Annotated in this window: 22 protein-coding genes; 11 read left to right on the top strand and 11 right to left on the bottom strand. The window is 70.4% G+C overall.

The features are described from left to right. Window positions 1–18: 18 nt before the first annotated feature. Window positions 19–330 (bottom strand): transposase, encoded by a 312-nt coding sequence (locus tag D7147_RS04690; RefSeq protein ID WP_158609278.1) that lies wholly within the window; start codon window positions 328–330, stop codon window positions 19–21. Between the two features lie 180 nt (window positions 331–510). Continuing rightward, window positions 511–1,047, bottom strand: coding sequence for a hypothetical protein (locus D7147_RS04685; RefSeq protein WP_147437337.1), 537 nt, complete (start codon window positions 1,045–1,047; stop codon window positions 511–513). 637 nt (window positions 1,048–1,684) lie between these two features. Between D7147_RS04685 and D7147_RS04680 the strand changes: the two genes are divergently transcribed. Beyond that, complete coding sequence (locus D7147_RS04680; RefSeq protein WP_120674058.1) at window positions 1,685–2,206, top strand: hypothetical protein; 522 nt, start codon at window positions 1,685–1,687, stop codon at window positions 2,204–2,206. A gap of 158 nt (window positions 2,207–2,364) precedes the next feature. On the opposite strand, the gene D7147_RS04675 is transcribed toward D7147_RS04680, so the two are convergent. Together D7147_RS04675 and D7147_RS04670 are read right to left on the bottom strand one after the other, a co-directional pair. Continuing rightward, on the bottom strand, window positions 2,365–2,667 hold the full coding sequence (locus D7147_RS04675) for a hypothetical protein (protein WP_147437336.1): 303 nt from the start codon (window positions 2,665–2,667) through the stop codon (window positions 2,365–2,367). Between the two features lie 246 nt (window positions 2,668–2,913). After that, a complete protein-coding gene (locus D7147_RS04670) occupies window positions 2,914–3,267 on the bottom strand; it encodes a hypothetical protein (RefSeq protein WP_120674056.1) in 354 nt (117 codons plus the stop codon). Between the two features lie 795 nt (window positions 3,268–4,062). Here D7147_RS04670 and D7147_RS04665 point away from each other — a divergent pair. The 6 genes from D7147_RS04665 to D7147_RS04640 all read left to right on the top strand — a co-directional run bounded on the left by D7147_RS04665 (window position 4,063) and on the right by D7147_RS04640 (window position 10,268). Continuing rightward, on the top strand, window positions 4,063–5,364 hold the full coding sequence (locus tag D7147_RS04665; RefSeq protein WP_120674055.1) for a D-tagatose-bisphosphate aldolase, class II, non-catalytic subunit: 1,302 nt from the start codon (window positions 4,063–4,065) through the stop codon (window positions 5,362–5,364). Further along, window positions 5,361–6,608 (top strand): SIS domain-containing protein, encoded by a 1,248-nt coding sequence (locus D7147_RS04660; RefSeq protein ID WP_120674054.1) that lies wholly within the window; start codon window positions 5,361–5,363, stop codon window positions 6,606–6,608. The genes D7147_RS04665 and D7147_RS04660 overlap by 4 nt, the downstream gene beginning before the upstream one ends. A 5-nt stretch (window positions 6,609–6,613) precedes the next feature. Continuing rightward, a complete protein-coding gene (locus D7147_RS04655) occupies window positions 6,614–7,603 on the top strand; it encodes an N-acetylglucosamine kinase (RefSeq protein ID WP_120674053.1) in 990 nt (329 codons plus the stop codon). Between the two features lie 10 nt (window positions 7,604–7,613). Beyond that, on the top strand, window positions 7,614–8,576 hold the full coding sequence (locus tag D7147_RS04650; RefSeq protein ID WP_120674052.1) for a DMT family transporter: 963 nt from the start codon (window positions 7,614–7,616) through the stop codon (window positions 8,574–8,576). A 206-nt stretch (window positions 8,577–8,782) separates the two neighbouring features. Further along, window positions 8,783–9,301 carry a hypothetical protein gene (locus D7147_RS33620; protein ID WP_407663309.1) on the top strand — a complete coding sequence of 173 codons (519 nt, stop codon included), beginning with the start codon at window positions 8,783–8,785 and terminating at the stop codon, window positions 9,299–9,301. 103 nt (window positions 9,302–9,404) lie between these two features. Beyond that, window positions 9,405–10,268 carry a bifunctional helix-turn-helix transcriptional regulator/GNAT family N-acetyltransferase gene (locus D7147_RS04640; protein WP_120674051.1) on the top strand — a complete coding sequence of 288 codons (864 nt, stop codon included), beginning with the start codon at window positions 9,405–9,407 and terminating at the stop codon, window positions 10,266–10,268. Between the two features lie 111 nt (window positions 10,269–10,379). Here D7147_RS04640 and D7147_RS04635 read toward each other — a convergent pair whose 3' ends face one another. Beyond that, on the bottom strand, window positions 10,380–11,024 hold the full coding sequence (locus D7147_RS04635) for a hypothetical protein (RefSeq protein WP_120674050.1): 645 nt from the start codon (window positions 11,022–11,024) through the stop codon (window positions 10,380–10,382). A 166-nt stretch (window positions 11,025–11,190) separates the two neighbouring features. Between D7147_RS04635 and D7147_RS04630 the strand changes: the two genes are divergently transcribed. Beyond that, window positions 11,191–11,844, top strand: a complete 654-nt coding sequence (locus tag D7147_RS04630) for a site-specific integrase (RefSeq protein ID WP_233562931.1) — start codon at window positions 11,191–11,193, stop codon at window positions 11,842–11,844. A 3-nt stretch (window positions 11,845–11,847) separates the two neighbouring features. On the opposite strand, the gene D7147_RS04625 is transcribed toward D7147_RS04630, so the two are convergent. The 3 genes from D7147_RS04625 to D7147_RS04615 all read right to left on the bottom strand — a co-directional run bounded on the left by D7147_RS04625 (window position 11,848) and on the right by D7147_RS04615 (window position 14,270). Beyond that, the gene (locus D7147_RS04625) at window positions 11,848–12,981 is read right to left on the bottom strand and encodes a methyltransferase (RefSeq protein WP_120674049.1); all 1,134 of its coding nucleotides are present in this window, start codon (window positions 12,979–12,981) and stop codon (window positions 11,848–11,850) included. A gap of 277 nt (window positions 12,982–13,258) precedes the next feature. Then, window positions 13,259–13,441, bottom strand: a complete 183-nt coding sequence (locus D7147_RS32335; protein ID WP_158609277.1) for a hypothetical protein — start codon at window positions 13,439–13,441, stop codon at window positions 13,259–13,261. A gap of 442 nt (window positions 13,442–13,883) precedes the next feature. Next, on the bottom strand, window positions 13,884–14,270 hold the full coding sequence (locus D7147_RS04615; protein ID WP_120674048.1) for a YybH family protein: 387 nt from the start codon (window positions 14,268–14,270) through the stop codon (window positions 13,884–13,886). A gap of 215 nt (window positions 14,271–14,485) precedes the next feature. Between D7147_RS04615 and D7147_RS04610 the strand changes: the two genes are divergently transcribed. Next, entirely contained in the window at window positions 14,486–15,454 is a 969-nt protein-coding gene (locus D7147_RS04610) for an SLAC1 family transporter (protein WP_120674047.1), read from the top strand. Window positions 15,455–15,545: 91 nt separating this feature from the next. Next, window positions 15,546–16,541, top strand: a complete 996-nt coding sequence (locus tag D7147_RS04605; RefSeq protein ID WP_233562930.1) for a DUF1152 domain-containing protein — start codon at window positions 15,546–15,548, stop codon at window positions 16,539–16,541. A gap of 156 nt (window positions 16,542–16,697) precedes the next feature. On the opposite strand, the gene D7147_RS04600 is transcribed toward D7147_RS04605, so the two are convergent. The 3 genes from D7147_RS04600 to D7147_RS04590 form a co-directional block, all read right to left on the bottom strand. Beyond that, window positions 16,698–17,450, bottom strand: a complete 753-nt coding sequence (locus D7147_RS04600) for a GNAT family N-acetyltransferase (protein ID WP_120674046.1) — start codon at window positions 17,448–17,450, stop codon at window positions 16,698–16,700. Window positions 17,451–17,735: 285 nt separating this feature from the next. Next, window positions 17,736–18,920: an RNA polymerase sigma factor gene (locus tag D7147_RS04595; protein WP_199734107.1), complete on the bottom strand. Its 1,185-nt coding sequence runs from the start codon at window positions 18,918–18,920 to the stop codon at window positions 17,736–17,738. An 82-nt stretch (window positions 18,921–19,002) separates the two neighbouring features. Further along, window positions 19,003–19,365: a YciI family protein gene (locus tag D7147_RS04590; protein ID WP_120674045.1), complete on the bottom strand. Its 363-nt coding sequence runs from the start codon at window positions 19,363–19,365 to the stop codon at window positions 19,003–19,005. A 305-nt stretch (window positions 19,366–19,670) separates the two neighbouring features. Between D7147_RS04590 and D7147_RS04585 the strand changes: the two genes are divergently transcribed. Continuing rightward, a complete protein-coding gene (locus D7147_RS04585; RefSeq protein WP_120674044.1) occupies window positions 19,671–21,035 on the top strand; it encodes an acyltransferase family protein in 1,365 nt (454 codons plus the stop codon). The last annotated feature ends 17 nt before the right edge of the window (window positions 21,036–21,052 follow it).

Genomic DNA, 21,052 nt, shown 5'->3' with positions numbered 1-21,052 from the left:
GCTGTTCGTGGACGAACCTCATGACCGTCGCCGGGTCGGGTCGAGCTCCGCCGCGAAATACGCGCTCGCGGCCTTCAGGATCTCGTTCGCCCGCCGCAACTCGGCGACCTCCCTGCGCAGACGGCGGTTCTCCTCCGCCATCTCGCTGGTCGGCCGGTCGTGACGCTCACCCATGTCAGCTTCAGCCTGCCGGATCCAGTTTCTGAGCGCCTCGTGATGCACGCCAAGCTGCTCAGCCAGACGCCGGATCACCGGCTTCGGGTCCGACTCGCGGTACAAACGCACAGCGCGCTGACGTAGCTCATCGGGGTACTTCTTCGGTGCTGCCACGGACGACTTCCTCCCCACGGCCATCAGACCATGATCAAGAAGCTCCACGAAAGCGGGGGTAGCTCACCTGGCGTCGTGGACGGTGATCGGTTTGACGCCCGCCTTGTCTCACCTTGTCTGCCAGGAGCGCTGGAAGTTGCGTGGCTCGATCGGTGTGCCATAGCGGGGCTAGACGATCGATCACAAGCTCGCCGGCGTGCTCGATGCAGCGAACGTCTTCACGGCCTGGAGCAAGCGGTCGAGGAAGGTAGACAGGTCCGGGGCGGCCACGTCGAAGCGCGGGTCTTCTGAGGTGTAGATGCCGTCGAGGACGAGGTCCGGTGGGAGTCGGTAGACGGCTGATCCGGGAGGCGTGGCTAGCGCGTACTGGGTGCCGCCGCCATCGCTGGCGAATACGACAACGTCGGCGTCGTGTCGGCCGCGTACGTGCCAGAGGTTCCGTGCCTCCTGGGCGTGGGCCACGTGGGAGGCCGTGTGCAGGAAGAACCCGTTACCGATGTCCGGTAGGTCGACGACACCGACCGCCGCGTACAGGTTTACGAGGTCGTCAGGGATGGCGGGACGGACGACAGCGAGTTGTTCAGCAGCGATCGTGTCCGGCTCGCTGACGACGTTCTCGTCCGGCGGGTACCCGTAGCGGTCTTCGAAATCTTGCACCGCGGAGGCGACTGCTTTACGCAGATCCTCGCGCCAGGTCTCCAGCCGGCCGGGATCCACGCGTCACCTCCGGGTCGCACTGACAAGCCGGGCCGACTTCACACGCTCTCAGCCAGTGGTGTCAAGCATGTGGTGGGACGCGAGTGTCAGGCATGTCCCGTGACGGGACAAAGCCGGCTGCCGGCCGTGTGTGAGGACTGTCCTTACGTCTATCAAGGCGGCCCTTGGCGGGCCGCACGCGCCGCCGCATGGGCGCGCGCCGGCCGCTGCCGCTGTCGCTCTGCGGCCGTCGCGCCTGATGCCCGGCGGCTGGCGCGGAGAGCGGGGAAGCCCGGTGGGCCGCCGCAGAACGACAGACCGTCGACCGGGGAACTGGTGGGCCGGCAGCCGGCCGAGGCGCGGCGGCCGTCGCACCGCCGCGCCGTAGGGCGAGTCACGGCCGGCCGTGGTGGGGATGCGGCGCGGAGTGTGCGGGGCCGCCCCTCCAGGGTCAAGGGCGCTTCGCGTCGCTGCGCGACGGCCCTGCGGGCCGCCCTTGACCCGGCTGCCTCTGCGACCCCTCGGGCCGGCAGTCGCCGGCAGGCCAGGGGCCTGCCCGTGATGCGCGCGCCGCATCCCCACCACGGCCTCATCGCGACGCGCGGCGTCAACCCTCGCTTGACTGTGCGGCCAGCAGGCGTTGGCCCATAATCCGGGGATGGAGATCATTCCTGGGGTCGGCGTTGAAGCGGTGAAGATCGGTGACCCACGCGGGGTAGTTGAGCAGAAGCTCGGGCCGCCAGTCCACGCCGGCACTCATACCAGGGCCGTCTATAACTCGGTGGACCCGATGCTCGTCGTCACATACGACCAAGACGACGCCATTGAACTCGTCGAAGTCGGCTATGGCGTACACGACCAGGTCTTCTTCGACGGAGTCCAGCTGACCTACCGGTTCATGGACGAGGTGATGACCGACCTGGCCGCCAAAGGGCACCTCGGCACTCCATCCGACATCGGGTTTGACCTGCAAGCCGGATTCGCGATCTTCTCCATGGCGTCGCTGTCTGCGCACGAATTGGACCCGGATGCGCCGGAAGACGATCCGCGTCACATCGTTGAGGGGGTGGGCATCGCACCCTACTCGTACTTCACCGACGACCAGCCGCCGTTGAACGGGACCGCTGAGGAACTCGAAGCCTGGTTGCGGCAGCGAGGGGTGCTGCCGGCAGAGTCGTGACCGCTTCAACACCGATGGTTGGGCCGAGTGACCAATTGGGTGACGACGGACGCGACCGGTGCCGGATGCCCATGGACGACGGTGGACCCGTTCGCGCAGGTAAGACCTGCTGCTCGCCCAGCTCATCGACAGCCGATCATTCTTTCACACCGAACGAGTCATCCGGTGAGTTCTCGCAGGAGGCTTGTTCCGTCGTCGCTCCACAGTTCGATCGAGTAGCGCAGGCCCAAACCCGCGAGGACGGCACCGAGTTCGTCTGCAGGGGACGGATCAACGACGCCGCTGAAAAGGCGTTCATCAGGCGACCGCTCGACCAGTTCGATGCACACCCACTGTTGCTCGACCTCATACTCAGTCCACAAGCTTGCACGGGCACGCCAGCCTGCACGCACGAACATCTCGGCCAAGACCTTCACCCTCGGGGCATGGGGGAGACGGCCATAGACGTTGTTGCCGCGCACGGCTAGATGGTCGGCAAGACGCGGCCCGGGGGTACCGCCAGAAGTGACCTCCATGTTCCCTCCCAACGTTCTTCGTGCCCGTTCCGTGCCCAACGCAGCGGTCAACACCAGGCATCAGCAGTAGCCGCGCTGCACGCTGCATCAACGCTCTGTGTTATCCCCCCTTGGTATCGGTCACTTTCCGTGTAGATCAACCTGATTCGCAAGCTGATAGTGCCGCGTAGCTTCTCAGCGTGGTTGGGCCTGCTAGCGGTCGATATGCCGTCGGAACCATGCCGCCGCCGCAGCAGCATCGGTCGTTGGGTCAACACAATCGAGTCGCAGTCCATCGGGACCCGTGGTGTCGATCAAGGCGTCGTCGGCTCGTACGCCGTCGTCCCAGTTGAGACACGAGGGGCTCCAGCCGCCACGGAGGCTCTTACCGTCATAGTCAAGCCGCAGGGTCTCGTAGATCTGGTTGCCCTGGGCGAAGTCGTACGACGCAGTCATCCAGAGGGCGCCGCCGTCGTCCTGGTGGTACCAGTCCTGGATATCCGGTACCTGCCTCGCGAGTTCGGCGAAGAAGGCGCTCTCCTCGGCAGTGGGCTCAGCATCCCGCACAGATCCGAGTCTCGCTGATCGCACACGGCGGGCGGTCGGGGGTGAGTGACCGAGTGGGTGACCACCGGGGCGGCCGGGGCCAGACGCCCATGGACGATGGCGGACTGTTTCGGCAGATCACTCTGGCTGCCTGCCAGCTCATCGGCGGCTGATCATTCCTTCGGGACGAAGAGGTCGGTTGGTAGGTCGACGGTTCGATTCCGTCAGGCGGCTCCACTGAAAGGCCCAGGTCATCGGCTAGATCGCCGATCATGACCTAGGCCTTTTGCTTGTCGTTGCTGGTGGTGCTCCTGGCGAGGAGGACGCGGACCGGCGGCGCCCCGGAGGCCATGCAGCCGAACCTGCCGCAGGCCGGCCTCCCGAAGGAGTTCGCAGAACGAGCGGGTGGGCGCACCGTCGTGTCCGGAGATGCTCGGGCCTCGCCCGCCTTCCGCGCGCAGCGGGTCGTCGGCGCACAGCGGGCGTATGACGCGTCGGTGGTGCAGCCGCTCTCGCCGAGGCTCGGCAGGGGCCGGCGGCGACTGGCTCTTCTCCGCACCACGACCAGCGCGTTGAGCGAGCGCGCATCCGCGCCTCGACCCTCCGGCGTCGGCATCCTGGCCGCCACCCGCCCGGCTCCCGGGCAGGGCCGCGCCGGGCTCGCGCGGGCCTCCACTGTGGAGCGGGGACGCCGCCTGACCTCTGAACCATCCCGGAGCAGACCAATTTACATACCAGCTAGACAGTAGCCGACCACGGGGAATACCAGTAGGGTCCGTTACCAGCTTCGCAACGGCGAGGAGGAGGAACCGCCCCGTGAGTAACCCGCTCGACACCGTCATCGCCCTGCACAAAAGGGGAAGATCGGTCGGCATCACCTCGATCTGCTCCGCCCATCCACTGGTCCTGCAGGCCGCGATGGTCCAGGCCAGGGAAGACGGCGACCTGGTGTTGATCGAGGCGACCTCGAACCAGGTCGACCAGGACGGTGGCTACACCGGTATGCGACCCGCGGACTTCCGCGATCTGGTGCACGAGGCCGCCGACCGAGCCGGACTCCCCCGCGAGCGGGTCGTGCTCGGCGGCGACCACCTGGGTCCGAACCGGTGGCGCTCGTTGCCGGCGGAGGAGGCCATGGCGCGCGTCGACGTGCTCGTGGCGGCGTACGTCGAGGCCGGCTTCACCAAGATCCACCTTGACTGCAGCTACCCCTGCGCCGACGACCACACCCCGCTGAGCGACGAGGTGATGGCGGCCCGCGCCGCCCGCATGCTCGCCGTCGCCGAGAAGACCGCCGCCACGATGGGGCGGGCGGGGCAACTGCGGTACGTCATCGGCACCGAGGTCCCGGTCCCCGGCGGCGCCGAGGAGACGATCGAGGAGCTGCGACCCACCACCGCCGACTCGGCCCGCAGCACCCTGGACCGGCACCGCATCGCCTTCGCCGAGCAGGGCCTCGATCACGTATGGCCGCAGGTGATGGCCCTGGTCGTCCAGCCGGGCGTGGAGTTCGACCACCTCCGGGTCGTCGACTACGACCGGGAGCGCAGCAAGGAACTCCAGCAGATCCTGGACGACGAACCGACTATGGTCTTCGAGGCCCACTCCACGGACTACCAGACCGTCCCGCGCCTCGTCGCCCTGGTCGAGGATCACTGGGCGGTGCTCAAGGTCGGACCCGGCCTGACCTTCGCGCTGCGGGAGGCCCTGTTCGCGCTGGCCGCGATCGAGACCGAACTCGTCCCCGAGCCCGACCGCTCGCGCCTGCCGGAGGTGGTCGAGCAGCGGATGCTCGCCGAGCCCGGGCACTGGGCGAAGTACTACACCGGCGCCGCCGCCGAACAGCGCCTGGCCCGGCGGTACAGCTACAGCGACCGGATGCGCTACTACTGGCCGGACCCGGAGATCCAGGCCGCCGAGCAGCGACTGCTGGGCAACCTGACCGAGCGGACCATCCCGCTGCCGCTGCTCAGCCAGTACCTGCCCGACCAGTACCAACGGGTCCGCGACGGCACCCTCGACAACCATCCGGTCGAGCTGGTCCTCGACCGCGTCCGCGACGTCCTGCGCGGCTACCGCCGCGCGGCCTCCCCCGCAGAAGGGCGGCGCGCCGCATGAGCACCCTCCTCGGACACGACGTCGAGCACCTGCGCCGGCGCGGCGCCCTCGACACCAGCCGCGAGATCGCCCAGCAGCCGGCCGTGTGGCGCCAGATCGGACGACTGGCGGCGGAGTCGGCGGCATCGAACGCCGCCTTCCTGAAGCCGCTGCTCGAACGACCCGACCTGCGCATCGTCCTCACCGGGGCGGGCACCTCCGCGTACGTCGGCGAGGTGCTGGCCTCGTCGCTGCGCCCGTCGCTGGGCCGGCGGGTGGACGCCGTCGCCACCACCGACATCGTGGCCGACCCGCTGGCCTGCTTCGCCGAGGACGTCCCGACGCTGCTGGTGTCGTTCGCCCGCTCCGGCGACAGCCCGGAGAGCGTCACCGCCACCGAGCTGGCCAGCCAGGTGCTGACCGAGTGCTGGCACCTGGTGGTGACCTGCAACGCGAACGGTCGGCTCGCCGCCCGGCACGCCGACACGGCCACCGGGCAGGTGCTGCTGCTGCCCGAGGCGGCCAACGACCGGGGCTTCGCCATGACGTCCAGCTTCACGGGCATGGTGCTGGCCGGCCTGCTGGCCCTCGGCGGCCCCGACGACGGCCTGGCGGAGCGGCTCGCCACCGCGGCCGAGCAGATCCTGGCCACCCGGCCGGCCGCGGCGGCCGACCTCGCCGCACGCGGCTACTCCCGGATCGTCTATCTCGGCAGCGGCACCCTGCACGGCGTGGCCCGGGAATCCGCCCTGAAGGTCATGGAGCTGACCGCCGGCCGGGTGGTGGCCCTGGCCGAGTCCGCGCTGGCCTTCCGGCACGGACCGAAATCCGTGCTCAACGACGAGACCCTGGTCGTCAGCTACGAGTCCAACGACCCGTACACCAGCCGGTACGACCGCGACATGGTCGCCGAGCTGCTACGGGTCGTCCCGGAGCGGAACCTGGTCACGGTCAGCAGCCGGCCCGGGCAGCCGGCCCGGGACAACACCTGGACCCTGCCGGACGTCGAGGACGTGGACGACGCCGCGCTGGTGCTGCCCGCCGTGATCTGCGCGCAGCTGATCGGTCTGCACTTCTCCCTGGCGCTCGGACTCACCCCCGACAACCCCTTCCCCGGCGGAGAGGTCAACCGGGTCGTCCAAGGCGCGATCATGCACCCCCTGCCCGTAAGCCCGTGGCAAGGCCGGCAACAGGTCCAGCTCAGGGCCCTCCCGGCCCGAACGAGCGAGAGAGCTGACGTCAACAGTGGCGCCAGCCGGAGGTGAGACGAATGTTCCTCGGCGTCGACGGCGGCGGCACCAAGACCGCCTTCTGCCTACTACGGACTGACGGCACGGTAGCGGCCCAGGCCACCACCGCGAGCAGCTACTACTTCAGCGAAGGCATCGACCTGGTGGCCCGGGTCCTCAAGGAGGGCGTCGACGCCGTCTGCGCGGAGGCCGGCATCACCCCGGCCGAGATCGACTTCGCCTTCTTCGGGCTCCCCACCTACGGCGAGGTGAGCGAGGACGTCGCGGCCCTCGACGCGACGCCCCGGGAGGTACTCGGCCACGACCGGTACCGGGTGGACAACGACATGCTCTGTGGCTGGTCCGGCTCGCTGGGCGCCGCGGACGGCATCAACGTGATCAGCGGAACCGGATCGATGACCTACGGCGAACGCGCCGGTCACGGCCTGCGCGTCGGCGGGTGGAGCGAACTCTTCGGCGACGAGGGCTCCGCGTACTGGATCGCCATCCGTGGCCTGCAGGCGTTCTCCCGGATGAGCGACGGTCGGCAGCCCGCCGGCCCGCTTTTGGACATTCTCCGCGACCACCTGGGGCTCGCCGCGGACCTGGACCTGATCGACGTCGTGCTGAACCGGTGGCACGGCGACCGCGGCGAGATCGCGGCGCTGAGCCCCCTGGTCACCCGCGCCGCCGACCAGGGCGACGAGGCGGCCGCCGCGATCCTCGCCGAGGCCGGCCGGGAACTCGCCCTACTGGTGGAGACCACCCGCGGCCGGCTCGGCTACCCCGTCGAAGAGCAGGTGCTGGTCTCCTACTCCGGCGGCACCTTCAACGCGCCACAGGTACGCGAGGCTTTCCGCGCGCACCTGCACGCGCTGCACGGCGGGTACGACCTTCGTCAGCCCGTCTACTCACCGGTCGTCGGCGCGGCGCTCTACGCGGCGAAGCAGGCCGGCAGCCCACTGAACACCGACGCGCTCGAGCATCTCAGGAACACCTCCACCCCCACCCCCACCGCCACCGCCCCCTGAGGAGGCGCAGATGACAACATCCATCTCCCGCATCAGCCGCAGTTGGATCCCGTACGCCGGGCTGCTCGTGCTCTTCTGGGGCGTCTGGGGAGCCTTCTCCGCCGTCCCGACCAGCGACTACGGCTACCCCGACGGCATGGTCTACGTCGTCTGGTCCCTCACCATGATCATCCCGGCCGTCGCCGCGCTGCGCGGCAACCGGCTGGACCGCCGCCCGATCGCGGCCGTGTACGGCCTGCTCGTCGGCCTGACCGGCGCCGGTGGCCAGCTGCTGCTGTTCAAGGCGCTCACCATCGGCCCGGCCTACCTGATCTTCCCGCTGATCGCGCTCTCCCCCGCGATCACCGTGCTGATGGCCACGGCGCTGCTGCGGGAACGCATCCCGCGGCTCGCCGTGCTCGGTGTGGTCGCCGCGCTGGTCGCGGTCGTGCTGTTCAGCGTCAGCGACGGCGACGGCTCCGCCACCGGTGGACTGTGGCTGCTCCTCGCCATTCTGATCTGCGTCGCCTGGGGTGTGCAGGCCTACTTCATGCGGAAGGCGGCCACCGTCGGCGTCAACGACGCCACCACCTTCACCTGGATGACGATCAGTGGTCTGCTGCTGGTGCCGGTCGCCATCTGGATGGCCGGCGGCCTGGCGCTCGACGCGCCCTGGCAGGCGCCGACCCTCGCGGCGGTCACCCAGCTGCTCAACGCCGTCGGCGCGCTCTTCCTGGTGATGGCGTTCAGCCGGGGCAAGGCCTCGATCGTGGCCCCCACGACCAACGCCCTGGCACCTGTGCTGACCGTGATCCTCTCGCTGGCCGTCTACCAGAAGGTGCCGTCGGTCTACGCCACGATCGGCATCGTCCTCGCCATCGTCGGGTCCACCCTGATGGTCTACGCCGACGAGAAGCGCGGCGAGGCGGCGGCAGCGAACATCGCCGGCCCGCGCACGCCCGACCACGGCGCACCGGACGTCGCCGTACGGTAACCACCGATCGAACCTTGGCGGCCGCCGGCCCGGACCCGAGTCCGGACCGGCGGCCGCGTCGTTCGTGGCGCACGGCGAGGGCGTACCGGTAGCGCGTGGGGCCGGGCACCAGTCCCGGGGCAGCGGAGGTTCCGTCGGTGATCGAGCCCGTTGACTCGCTCGCCATGCTGGAACACGAAACCTTCCCGCACGTCCGAGGAGCATCCATGCGGAAGCCTGCCAAGACCGCCGCAGTCCTCTTCGGGCTCGGTGTCGGCGCCGCGTTCGGTCCGTCCCTCGGACCGGCCGCCCTCTGGTCGGGCATCGCGGTCGCCGCGCTCGGGGTCACGCTCTCCCTCATCGGTACGACGGAATCCGACCTCGTGCCCGACGGTCCGGTCCCCCGCGACGAGGACGCCGGGGAGGCCGGCGACCGGACGACCACGGGACGAGGGGGCGCCGCGGAGCGACGTCGGCGGGACGGGCAACGCCCCACCCTGAGCGGCCTCGGTACCCGGGTGGAGCAGATCCTCGAACTCGCCGAGGAGCAGGCCGACGATCACCGCGCCGAGGCGCGGCGCGAAGCCGAGCGGATCGTGACCGCCGCCCGGCACGAGGCGGAGACGATCCTGAACCGGGCCCATGAACAGGCGACCGGCATCACCGGTATCGGCCGGGATCGCTCTCCGGCACCGCCGGCTCGGACGCCTCCGTCCGGGGTCGACGACCCGACCCGGCACGCCTGAGGCGGACGCACGAGCCCACCTACCGGCCTCGGCCGGCGGTCACGGACCATCCGGGCCGGTTCGCCGACGGTTTGTCTGACCTCGGTCAGCTAATCTCGGCGGGATGGAGAGTGACCTCGTCGAGCAGGTACGCGACTTCAACCGCTTCTACACCGAACGTCTGGGCCTGCTCACCGATCACTACCTCGACCTCGATCGCCCGCTCGGGCCGGCTCGACTGCTCTGGGAGATCGGCGACCGCACCCCCGTTCGTGAGCTGCGCGACCGCCTCGGTCTGGACTCCGGATATCTCAGCCGACTGCTACGGACCCTCGAAGACCAGGGCTTGGTCCGCGTCGTCCCGCACCCCGCCGACGGTCGAGCCAGGATCGCCGAGCTCACCGACGCCGGCCGGGCCGAACGCGGCCTCCTCGACCGGAGATCCCGGGCCGGGGTCGTCGCCCTGCTCGGCCGGCTCGGTCCGGCCGAGCAGGACGAGCTGGTGACCGCTCAGCAGCAGGTCCGGCGGCTGTTACGGCTGGCGACCGTCACCATCACCCCGGTCGCGGCAGATGACCCACGGGCGTGGCAGTGCCTGCGCCGGTACGCGACCGAGCTGGCCGAACGCTTCCCGGAGGGGTACGACGACGCGACGTTGACCCGGCCCGAGGAGCTGGACGGGGCGCTCCTGCTCGCCTGCGAGCGCGACCGGCCCGCCGGCTGCGGGGTGTGGGTCCGGCTCTCCCCCGGTATCGCGGAGATCCGTCACCTGTGGACCGACACGGCGGCTCGTGGCCTCGGCCTCGGCCGACGCCTCCTGGACCAACTGGAGACCGACGCCGCCGCGCACGGCGTACGCACGCTCCGGCTGGGAACCCACAGCTCGCTCGCCGAGGCCATCGCGCTCTACCGCAGCAGCGGCTACCGCGAGATCGACGTCTACAGCGCCTCGCCGTACAACCAGCTCTGCTTCGAGAAGCGCCTCTGACGGGCACCGCGCGACCTCGAACGCCTCGACGCGGCAGCGTCGGCGACCGGCGCTCCCATCTCCGCCGGCCGGTCGACGTCGGTGCGGACGTCGACCGGCCGGGTCGCCGCGTCAGCGCCGGCGCAGCGTGACGCCGAGGTCGCGGGCGAGGTAGATCTCGAGGAAGCCGGGCAGCCCGCCCGCCGCGCCGGCCTTCGCGAACTCAGCCGCGTAGCGCGGGTCGACCGACTCGGTCAGCACGACGATCCGCCACAGGTTGACCGGCTCGTCCTCGGTGCCGCCCACAGCGTGCTCGACGTGGAACAGCGGCTGGTACGGGTCGGCGAGCAGGGTCTCACCCTGCGGGCCGGCCAACCGCGGCCGGCCGAGGAAGATCACCCGCCGGGCGGCGAGGTCGGTGAAGACGTCCTCGAGGACTCGGCCGCGCTCCTCGCTCAGCCAGGCCCGCTGGATCGAGGAGCGCAGGTGCCGGCGGCCGTCCGGGAGGTCGGTGGTCGCCCACGACTCACCCTCGCTGACCACGTACGGGATGTAGGTCAGCGGATCCCACGCCTTCCTGACCTCCATGTCCCACACCTGCGCGCCGGTCATCCGGGTCGGCGGATCGGCCTCGTACCGCTCGGCGAGGGTCCGGTTGACGTCGACCGGCGGCAGCTCGATGGAGGTGGTACGCGGATCGTTCCAGGCGGCTTCGAACTCGGCGACGGCCGCAGCGACGGTGGTTTCGGTGGACTCGGCGAACTGGGTCTCGGTCATGACGTCTCCTGCTCTGCGATTCGACGTCAGCCATATTAGTCAAATTTCTTGACAGTCCAACGTATGGACCATCACAGTCCGGGGCGGTCTCGGGGGTTGAGGAATACTCGGCTGGTGCGGCGAGCGCGGGTACGAAGGCCCGTCGGTCCCGGCCTGGGCGAAGCGGATGACTCCGCCGGACTCGGAGACCCCGGCCCGCTCGAAGATGGCGATCGACAGGCTGATCGCGCGGCGCGAGGTGCATCTGCGGGAGAAGACGCTGTGGCGCATGCTGTATGAGACCTGCGCGCGGGCGGAGGAGATCCTCAACGTCAACATCGAGGACCTGGACCTCGCCGGCCGCCGCTGCCCGGTCAAGGCCAAGGGCGCCCGCCCACGCACCCGCCGCCGCGGTCAGGTCCGCGAGGACTTCGTGTTGGCGCCCTGGGACGCCGGCACCGCCCGCCTTCTGCCCCCGGCTGCTCAAGGGCCGTACGCGGGAACGGTGTTCGTCACTCACCGCCGCCCGGGTCCGGGCAAGGTCGTCAGCTTGCGCGACGTTTGCCCGGACACCGGGTTCGCCCGGCTGTCGTACGGGCAGGCCCGCGCCCTGCTGGACGAGCACACCTCAGTCGGCGGCACGCCCGGCACCGGGTGGGACCTGCACGAGTGGCGGCATTCGAGCCTGACCCACCTCGGCGAGGTCGAGGCGAGCCTGCTCATGCTGATGGCGAAGTCGCGGCACAAGAAGCCGGAGAACGTGCGGAAGTACATCCACCCCTCCCCGGAGGCGATCGCCGAGATCACCAGCCTGCTCGCCCCCGGCGACAGCCGGCGCTGATCGTCAAGTGCTGGCGAGGCGCCAAAGCGAAGTGACTTCCGTGGCTCGGGCGGCGTGGAGGGGATCAGTGGTGTCCCTCGCTCGTGGATGCCGCGGCCGAGTATCAGTCCTGTCCACCACATGCAGGCCCGCTGCCTTGATGTCGGCCAGAAGTTCGCTGCGCGTCCTGAGTCCGAGGCGCTCGGCCAAATCCGACAGGATGAGCCACCCTTCACCTCCCGGTTCGAGATGCGCGGTGAGTCCGTCCAGGAAGCTGCGGAGCATGCTGCTGCCCAGGTCGTAGACACCTTGCTCCAGCGCGGAGGTGGGCCGGGCTGGAATCCAGGGTGGGTTGCAGACGATGAGGTCCGCGCGCCCTTCGGGAAACAGGCTGGGGCCCACGATGTCGACGTGCCCGGTGAGGTGCAGTCGGCGGACGTTCTCGCGGGCGCAGGACAGGGCACGCGGGCTGATGTCGGTGGCCACAACGTGATCGATTCCCCGGCGGGCCAGGACGGCGGCGAGGACTCCCGTCCCCGTCCCGAGGTCGAATGCGGTACGGCGACCTGCGCGGTGGGCCGCCAGTGCGGGGAGCGGTGCATGTGCGACGAGGTCGACGTATTCGCCCCTGACTGGGGAGAACACGCCGTAGTGAGGGTGAATGCGAGCGTCGAGGGCGGGTACCTCCACGCCCTTTGTGCGCCACTGGTGCGCTCCGATCACGCCCAGTAGTTCTGTGAGCGAGACGGCCATCGGCTCGGACGGTGGACCGTACGCCTCGGTGCATGCCTGGCGCACATCGGGGGCTCTGCGCAGGTTCAGGCAGTAGTTGTCTTCCAGCCGGACGATGAGCCTGCCGAGCACGCGGGCCCGGCGGCCGCGCGCCCTGCGGTGCAGGTGGAAGGACTCTGCTGGGCTGCCGCCTTGCCAGGAAGGTTTCCGGTCGATGCGGCGGCCCATCGCTTGCAGTAGTTGACGTGCGTTGTGGAAGTCGCCCTGCCACAGCAAGGCGGTGCCGTCACAGGCCAGACGGTAAGCAGCGTCGGCTCTCATACGGTCGTCCGCTCCGATGATCCGGCTGGGAGGCGGTGTCGCGCTCTCGGAATGCCAGCGGGCGGAACGGGGGGTGTTCGTCTCGGTCCAGTGGATCGTGGACACCGCGTACTCCTCGTGATCGAACGTGCAGGGGCACGAAGAGCACTTCGACGAGGAGCAGGGCAAACGGCCCGTGCTGCAGCACGGGCGCGTGTGTCAGGGCAGGTAGGGCTACCGCTCCCGCGTCGAAGCGCGAGAGGAGTAGTCGCCGAGAACCATGCCGAGCGTCACGACCAGCCCTTTCAGAGAGATGAGGTAAGAGGCTCGCACAGCGACCTCTCCGCAGGCAAACCAGCCCATGGGCTGGGCAGGGAGAGCTATCCCCGCCCAACGCGGCGCATCACTCGTCGGTGGCGTCCTTGTCGCGCAGCGGGCGCAGCCGGCCGGGCATGTCCGGCAGCTGGAACGAGTACCGCCCGTGCATGTTGATGTGGTGCCGTACGAACGGGGCGAGGCGGGCGACGTCCTCGTCGCGGACGTCGAACCCGTCCGCCGCATCCGCGTCCGAGTCGATCGGCGGCAACCGCGGTGGCCAGCAGGGTGGCCAGGCGACGGGAGTCGCCGTGGCGCCGCAGCAGGGACGCCTTGCCGTCCACGCCGTACCGCGACAGCTCCGCCAGCCGCCGCGGCGTTATCCCGGACACGTCCAGCTCACCCATACCGAACGCGTCGATCTCCGCCGCCCGCTCAAGCGCCCACTTCATCTGCGGCCCGGAGACCCGCACCGGGCCGCGCCGCAACCGGTCCCGCTCGCCGTACGCCTTCAACGCCGACGCGTCCGCGACGCCCAACTGCTCGACACCCCGGACCTCCAGGCAGTCAGTGATCAACACGACTGCCGAAGGCTCCGCCCCCGCCGAGCCCCAGGTCAAAGCGCTCTCAAACCCTGCAACGGCTTAGCGCCGGTTTCGTTCCGATATTCCTCAACCCTGTCTCCTGCCGTGATCGGCTCCTCGGGCCGGAGTTCACTGCGGCGGGTTCTCCGGCTGCTGCCCCGGCCAGAACGGCCACTCCTCGAAGAGGCGGCAACGTCCGTCCTGGGCGAAACGCATGATCCACAGATCGCGGTACTCCTGGTCGACCGGGTCGCCGTAGCGGACCTCCAGCCGTGCCACCGCGGTGTCACCGTCGACCGCGACGATCTCACTGGTCATCCGGAACACCTCGTCGGGGCCTTTGCGCTGTTTCTCCCACATCCGGCCGATGGCCGGCAGACCGGCGACGGGCGTCCAGTACGGCCCCTGCCGGTAACTCGCGTCCTCGGTGAAGAGCGTGACCAGCGCGTTCGTGCCCGGCGTACGCCACGCCCGCTCGTAGGCGGCGATCCAGCCGGCAACGTGTTCCCTGTCCATGGGCTACCACGTTGCCATTCGCCGACGGAAACCGGCGGGAATCCGCCACCGGCGGGCGCGCGGGACACCGAAATCCGATGATCATCCGGGCGGCGGGCACCCACCGACCCGGCCGCCCCCGCGATTGGCCGAATCGACCGCGCGGCGGATCGGGCTGCGGGCAGGATGGAGACCGGAAACGCCCGATCGGGACCGCCCGCCAGGGAAGGTGTCAGATGGCCGTCCGGATTCCGCCGAACTTCTTCGGCATCCCCTTCGGCCTCGCCGGCCTGGGCAACGCCTGGGTCGTGGCCGGACGCGACGGCCACGTACCGGCGGAGATCGGCAACGCCCTGCTGGCGCTCGCCGCGCTGACCTGGATCGTCGTGCTGGTGGCGTACGCGGCGTACGCACTGCCCCGGCCCAGAACCTTCGTCCACGACATGGTGGACCCGGTCACCGGCGCGTTCGTCTCGCTCGCCGTCATCACCCCGCTGCTGCTCGCCGCGCAGGGCGTCGCTCCGCACAACCGCAGCGTCGGACGGATCCTCGTCGACATCTTCCTGGTCCTCACCCTGCTCTACGGCGGCTGGATAACCGGGCAGTGGATCTACGGCCGGCTCGACATCGACCAGATCCACCCCGGCTACTTCCTGCCCACCGTGGCTGGCGGCTTCATCGCCGCGACCGCCGCGCACATCGTCGGTCAGCACACCCTGGCGGACGTCATGTTCGGGCTCGCGCTCATCTGCTGGCTGGTGCTCGGCTCGCTGATCATGAACCGCCTCTTCACCCGGCCGCGGCTCCCGGCGCCGCTCGTACCGACGCTCGCGATCGAGATCGCCCCCGCCGCCGTGGCCGGGATCGCGCTCTTCGCCCGCAACGGCGGCGAGATCGACGTCTGGGTGATGCTGATCTCCGGGTACGGGCTGCTCCTGGTCCTCGCGCAGATCCGCCTGCTCCCGCTCTACCTGCGGCTGCACTTCGGCCCGGGCTTCTGGTCGTTCACCTTCTCCTGGGCCGCGGTGGCGACGGTCGCCCTGCACTGGATCAGCGACGGCAAACCGCCCGGTCATCGCATCTACGCGTACCTCCTGCTGGCCGCCATCACGATCCTGATCGGCGGTATCGCCGTACGGTCGGTCGTGGCCGTGGCGCGCGGGCGGTTCCTGCCGCCGCCCACCCCACCGGCAACGCCCGGCTGATCGGCGAGCGCGTCCGCGCCGGCACAGCGGCTCGGGGTCCGGCCCGTGGACCGCCAGGAGTCAGCGAGCGGGCGTGGATGATCATTGGGCGGTGACGAACCGCTCCGTGCTGCCGGCCGAATCCGGCGCGTTCTCGTTGGCCGTTCCGCCGCTCTTCGCCGCGCTGGCTCCGGCGCGGAACATCCTCATCGCCGGAGCGGGCGGGGGATTCGACGTCTACGCCGGCCTGCCCCTGGCGTTCGCCCTCCGGAACCGCGGCGCGCAGGTGCACCTGGCCAGCCTCTCCTTCTCCGAGCTCGAACTGATCGACCGGGAATCATGGGTGGCGGAGCACGTAGCGGCGGTGCGGCCCGACACCACCAGCCCGGACTGGTACTTCCCCGAACGGACCCTCGCCCGGTGGCTGGCGGCGCAGGAGCTGCCGTCGACCGTGTACGCCATTCCGCCGCTCGGCGTCCAGACGCTCCGGGCGGCGTACCGGCACCTGGTCGAACGCCTCGACCTCGACGCGGTGGTGCTGGTCGACGGCGGCACCGACATCCTGCTGCGCGGCGACGAGAGCGATCTCGGCACCCCGGTGGAGGACATCACCAGCCTGGCCGCCGTGGCCGAGCTGGACGTGCCGGTCAAGTTGGTGACCAGTCTCGGCTTCGGCATCGACGCCTACGACGGCGTCAACCACGTCGAGGTGCTGGAGAACCTCGCCGCACTCGACCGCGACGGCGGCTACCTCGGCGCACTCTCCATCCCCGGCCCCAGCCGGGAGGCGGCACTGTACCGCGATGCCGTCGCGGACGCCCAGGCCGCCACCCCGGACCGGCCGAGCATCGTCCAGGGGCAGATCGCCGCCGCGACCAGCGGCGCGTTCGGAGACGTCCGGTTCAGCCGGCGCACCACCGGCGGCGACCTCTTCGTCAACCCGCTGATGGCCATCTACTTCACCGTCGACCTCGACAAACTCGCCGCGCGGTGCCTCTACCTCGACCGCATCGAGAACACCATCGGCAGGCGACAGGTCATCGCGCGCATCCAGGCGTTCCGCGACGAACTCCTGCACGCCCGCATCCCCCGCGCGTATCCACACTGAACAGCCCTGGGGTGTGCCACGCCCGCTCAGGGATCACCGCGACTCCGGATGACCCGGCAACCGGGGCGGCTGTCCCGCGCGTCCATTCACGACCCGCGGGACAGCCGCGGAGGCGGCCCGGGCCTCGGTCGGTGACCGCGGCCCGGGCTGCGGCCCTCACTCCACGGCGATGTAGAGCCGTTGACCAGCGGGTCGGTAGCCGACGCGCTCGTACACCCGTCCCGATTCCTCACCGGAGGACTCCAGCCAGGCGAGCTCCACGCCCGCGGCGAAGAGCCGCCGGGTGGTTCCGGCGGTGATCGCGCCCGCCAGTCCACGGCGGCGGTAGGGCAGGCGAACGGCGATGCCAGCCACCTCGCTCACCGCACCGACGGGCGGGGACGCCCCTCCCCCACCCACGCAGGTGCCGTCGTCGGTGACGGCCATGACCGCCACCCCGCCGGCGCTCTGCATCCGCCGGAGCCGCGCCACGTCGGCCTCGGAGGCGACCGGGTCGCCGCCGAAGGCTTCGTTCTGCGCGCTGATCAACGCGGCGCGCTGACCGTCGGTGGCCGGCTCGCACAGCGAGAGCCGGTCGAGCGTGGCAGGTTTACGCAGTGCGCCGGGCACACAGATCAGGTAGGTGTGCCGGGCCTCCACGCTGAAGCCGGCGGCGACCAGAAGCGCCTCCAGCTCCGGAGCGCAACTGGTGACGTACTCCAGGCGCGGTCGGCGATCAGCCGCGCGGAAGGCGGCGACCAGGGCGGTGACGTCGGCCGCGGTGATGGTGGTTCCGGGGCGCGGCGTCGCGTAGTTGATGTGGGGACTGGTCGTCGTCGGATCCATCCCGATCACGAACGGCCCCACCTCGACGGGCGCGGGCCGCTGGGAGAGGTTGGCGACGACGGACTGCTGGATACGAAGATCCATGCTCAACGTGAACCTCGATGCAGGAGAGAAGCTGCGGTCGGCGGAAGAAACGTGGGACCGCTGAACCGAGCTGGAGCTGCGCGACGATCAGTCGTCACGTGCTCGACACTCAGGCGGCCGCTCGGCCTACCTGGATCACAGGCGTCATTCCCTCATGCAGAGTGCCTACGCCGGGTCGCGTGGGCGGCTGCCAGATTGCCGCAGCCGACGCGAGCCTGTCAACTCTCTTCCGACCGTCGCATCCGCATCTCCCGCTGACGCTGCCGGATCAGCCGTACGTGTCGGTCACCCGACGAGCTGGTCTCGGCGGCGGGTGAGGTAGGCGCGCTCCGCGGAGTTGCCGGCGAGCCCGATGGCCCGGTCGTACGCGGCCCGCGACTCCCCGCCGCGCCCGAGCCGCCGCAGCAGGTCGGCGCGCGCGGCGTGGAAGGCGTGGTAGCCGTCGAGGGCCCCCGCGAGCCGGTCGATCTCGGCGAGCCCGACCCCGGGCCCGTCGACCTCGGCGACCGCGACCGCCCGGTTGAGCCGCACGATCGGTGAGGGGTCGAGCAGCACCAGGCGGCCGTAGAGGGCGGCGATGGTGGACCAGTCGGTGTCCCGGGCGGAGGGGACGCCGGTGTGGACGGCGTTGATCGCGGCCAACAGCTGGTAGCGCCCCGGTGGGTCACCGCCCGTCGCCACCGCCTCGATCCGCTCGCGGAGCAGGGCGTTGCCCTCCGCGAGAAGTGTGCGGTCCCAGGCGCCGCGGTCCTGCTCGTCGAGCGTCACCAGCTCTCCGGTGCGGGAGACCCGCGCCGCCCGCCGGGCATCGATGAGGAGCATCAGGGCGAGCAGGCCGGCCACCTCGCCGTGCTCCGGCAGGAGGGCCCGGAGCAGGCGGCCGAGGCGGATCGCCTCGTCGGTGAGGTCGACGCGTACCGGCTCGTCCCCCGCACCGGCGAGATAGCCCTCGTTGAAGACGAGGTAGACGACCGCGAGCACGCCGGCGATTCGCTCGCGGAGGTCGTCGGCCGAGGGCACCCGGTAGGGGATGCGCGCCGCGCTGATCTTCGCCTTGGCGCGGGTGATGCGGCGCGCCATCGTGGCCTCCTGCACGAGAAAGGCGCGGGCGATCTCGGCGACGGTGAGGCCGCCGAGCAGGCGGAGGGTGAGCGCCACCCGCGCCTCCATCGCGAGCGCGGGGTGACAGCAGGTGAAGATGAGTCTGAGCCGGTCGTCCTCGACCGGGCCGGTCGGCTCGGGCGGGGTGTCGTCGTACACGATCCGGGCCTCCCGTTGTTTGGCGTCGCGCTGCGACTCGCGGCGGAGCCGGTCGATCGCCTTACGGGCAGCGGTGGTGGCGAGCCAACCGCCGGGATTCGGTGGTACGCCCTCGCGCGGCCACCGCTCCGCGGCCGCGACGAACGCCTCGGCGGTCGCTTCCTCGGCGACGTCGAGGTCGCCGAAGCGACGCGCGAGCCCGGCGACCATCCGCCCCCACTCCTCCTGGTGGAGACGGGTGATCGCCTGCTCGACGGTGAAACCGGTCACCGCGCTCGACTCCCCGGAGCCGTCAAGCCGGGCGTGCACCGGGACCCCGGAACCGGTGCACCTCCTGCGGCCAGTCGAGCGCGGTCGCGAGCCTGCCCGCCCAGTACCGCGCCGCTTCGTCGTCGGGCACGTCCACGACGGCGAAGCCGCCGAGGTGCTCCTTGGTCTCGACGTACGGGCCGTCGCTGAAGACGGGCTCGCCGTCGACCGCCTCGACGCTGCAGATCGCGGTGGAGCGGTCGAGCCCGCCGTTGCTGAACAGCAGGATCCCGTCGGCCTGCATCTCCTTCATCACGGCCCAGCTGGCCGTGCTCTTCTGACGCAACTCCTCCGCCGTGTGCTCGGCCACCCACTCGTCGTTGAAGGTGATCAGGTACTCCGTCATGCGCGTCTCCTCTCAGTCCCGGGGCGAGGGCCTTCCCGGCTCCTCGTGTTCGGCGGCCCAGCCGGCTGCCGTACACAGGTTCCACGAACGGCGATGCCTCGATACGACACCATTCCGCAAAGTCGATCAGGTCTGAAGCGTCCGGGCTGGTCCGGCCGGAGTGCTTCCCCGCTTCAGCGACGTCTCAGTCACGTGCGGCGCGCCGGTACACGGTGACGGCCCCGTGCCGCCCGGCACGGCATCGGACAGGGCGCGTCCCATCACAACAGGGCAAACGTTGCCTGACGCGGCACTAGCCTGGCCACATGCGGGGCCGGTTGAGCCAGCTCGCCCGGAACACCCCGGCCGAGCGGGAACGCTATGTCGACCTGCTCCGTGCGTTCGCGATCATCGCGGTGGTGATCGGCCACTGGCTCATCAGCTCGATCGGTCACGACGCGGCCGGCCAGCTGGTCGGGCGCTCCGCACTCGAGGACCTGGTGGACGCTCGGCCCGGCACCTGGCTGTTCCAGGTGATGCCGGTCTTCTTCCTGGTCGGCGGGTACGCCAACGCCGCGTCGCTAACCAGTCACCGGCGACGCGGCGACGACGCGGTGGCCTGGCTCCAGGATCGCAGCGGCCGGCTGATGCGGCCGACCACCGTGCTGCTGGTGACCCTCGCCGTGGCCGGCCTGGTGGCCCGGCTGGTCGGCGCCGAGCCGTCCCAGGTCCGGATGGTGACCTGGTACGCCACTATCCCGCTCTGGTTCCTCTCCGCCTATCTGTTCGTGGTGCTGCTGACCCCGGTGACGTACCCGCTGCACGAACGCTTCGGGCTGGCCGTACCGGCCGCGTTGCTGGTGCTCCTCCTCTTCGGTGACATCGCGCGAGTCCTCGGCGCGAAGGAACTCGGGTACGGCAACTTCCTCTTCGGTTGGCTGGCGATGCACCAGGTCGGGTTCGCCTGGCGCACCGGCGACCTGCCGATCCGGCCGCGGCTGGGGGTACCGCTGCTGGTGGCCGGGTTGCTCGCGCTGATCCTGCTGACGGTGGTCGGCCCGTACCCGACCAGCATGATCAATGTGCCCGGCGAGCGGCTGCAGAACATGTCGCCACCGAGCTTGGCCCTGCTCTCGCTGGCCACCGCCCAGCTCGGGCTGATCATGCTGCTGCGCGACCGGGCGGAGCGCTGGCTGCGCCGGCTGCGCCCATGGACGGTGGTGGTCGGGCTCAATGCCGTCGTGCTGACCCTCTTCCTCTGGCACCTGACCGCGGTGATCCTGCTCGCCGGGCTGCTCGATGCCGTGAACGCACTCCCCTCCCCCGCGGTGGGCAGCGCCGCCTGGTGGCTCTTCCGGATCCCCTGGCTGATCATGCTGGCCGTGGTCCTAGCCGCGCTGGTCGCCATCTTCGGGCGGATCGAGCTGCGCCGCGAGCGGCGGCCGCGGATCCGACCGGCGTGGCTGCCCGCCGGCGTCGCCGACCTGTTGAGGCGCCCGCTCCCCCGGCTACTGCTCACCGTCGTCGGCTTCGCCGCCGCCGTGGTCGGCCTCTTCAGCAACAACACCGCCCCGCGCACCGGCAGCTACCTGATCGGTCTGCCGCTGGCCGCGCTGATCGCCTACCTGGCCGGCGCGGCAGTGCTGCGGATCCAGCGCTCAATACCGTCGGCGGGCCGACCGCGCGACTGAGACCCGGACCGGATCCA

This window comes from Micromonospora musae (assembly GCF_003626545.1).
In the GTDB taxonomy this organism is placed as follows: Bacteria; Actinomycetota; Actinomycetes; order Mycobacteriales; family Micromonosporaceae; genus Micromonospora; species Micromonospora musae.
This window is presented reverse-complemented; position numbering and strand designations above follow the sequence as displayed.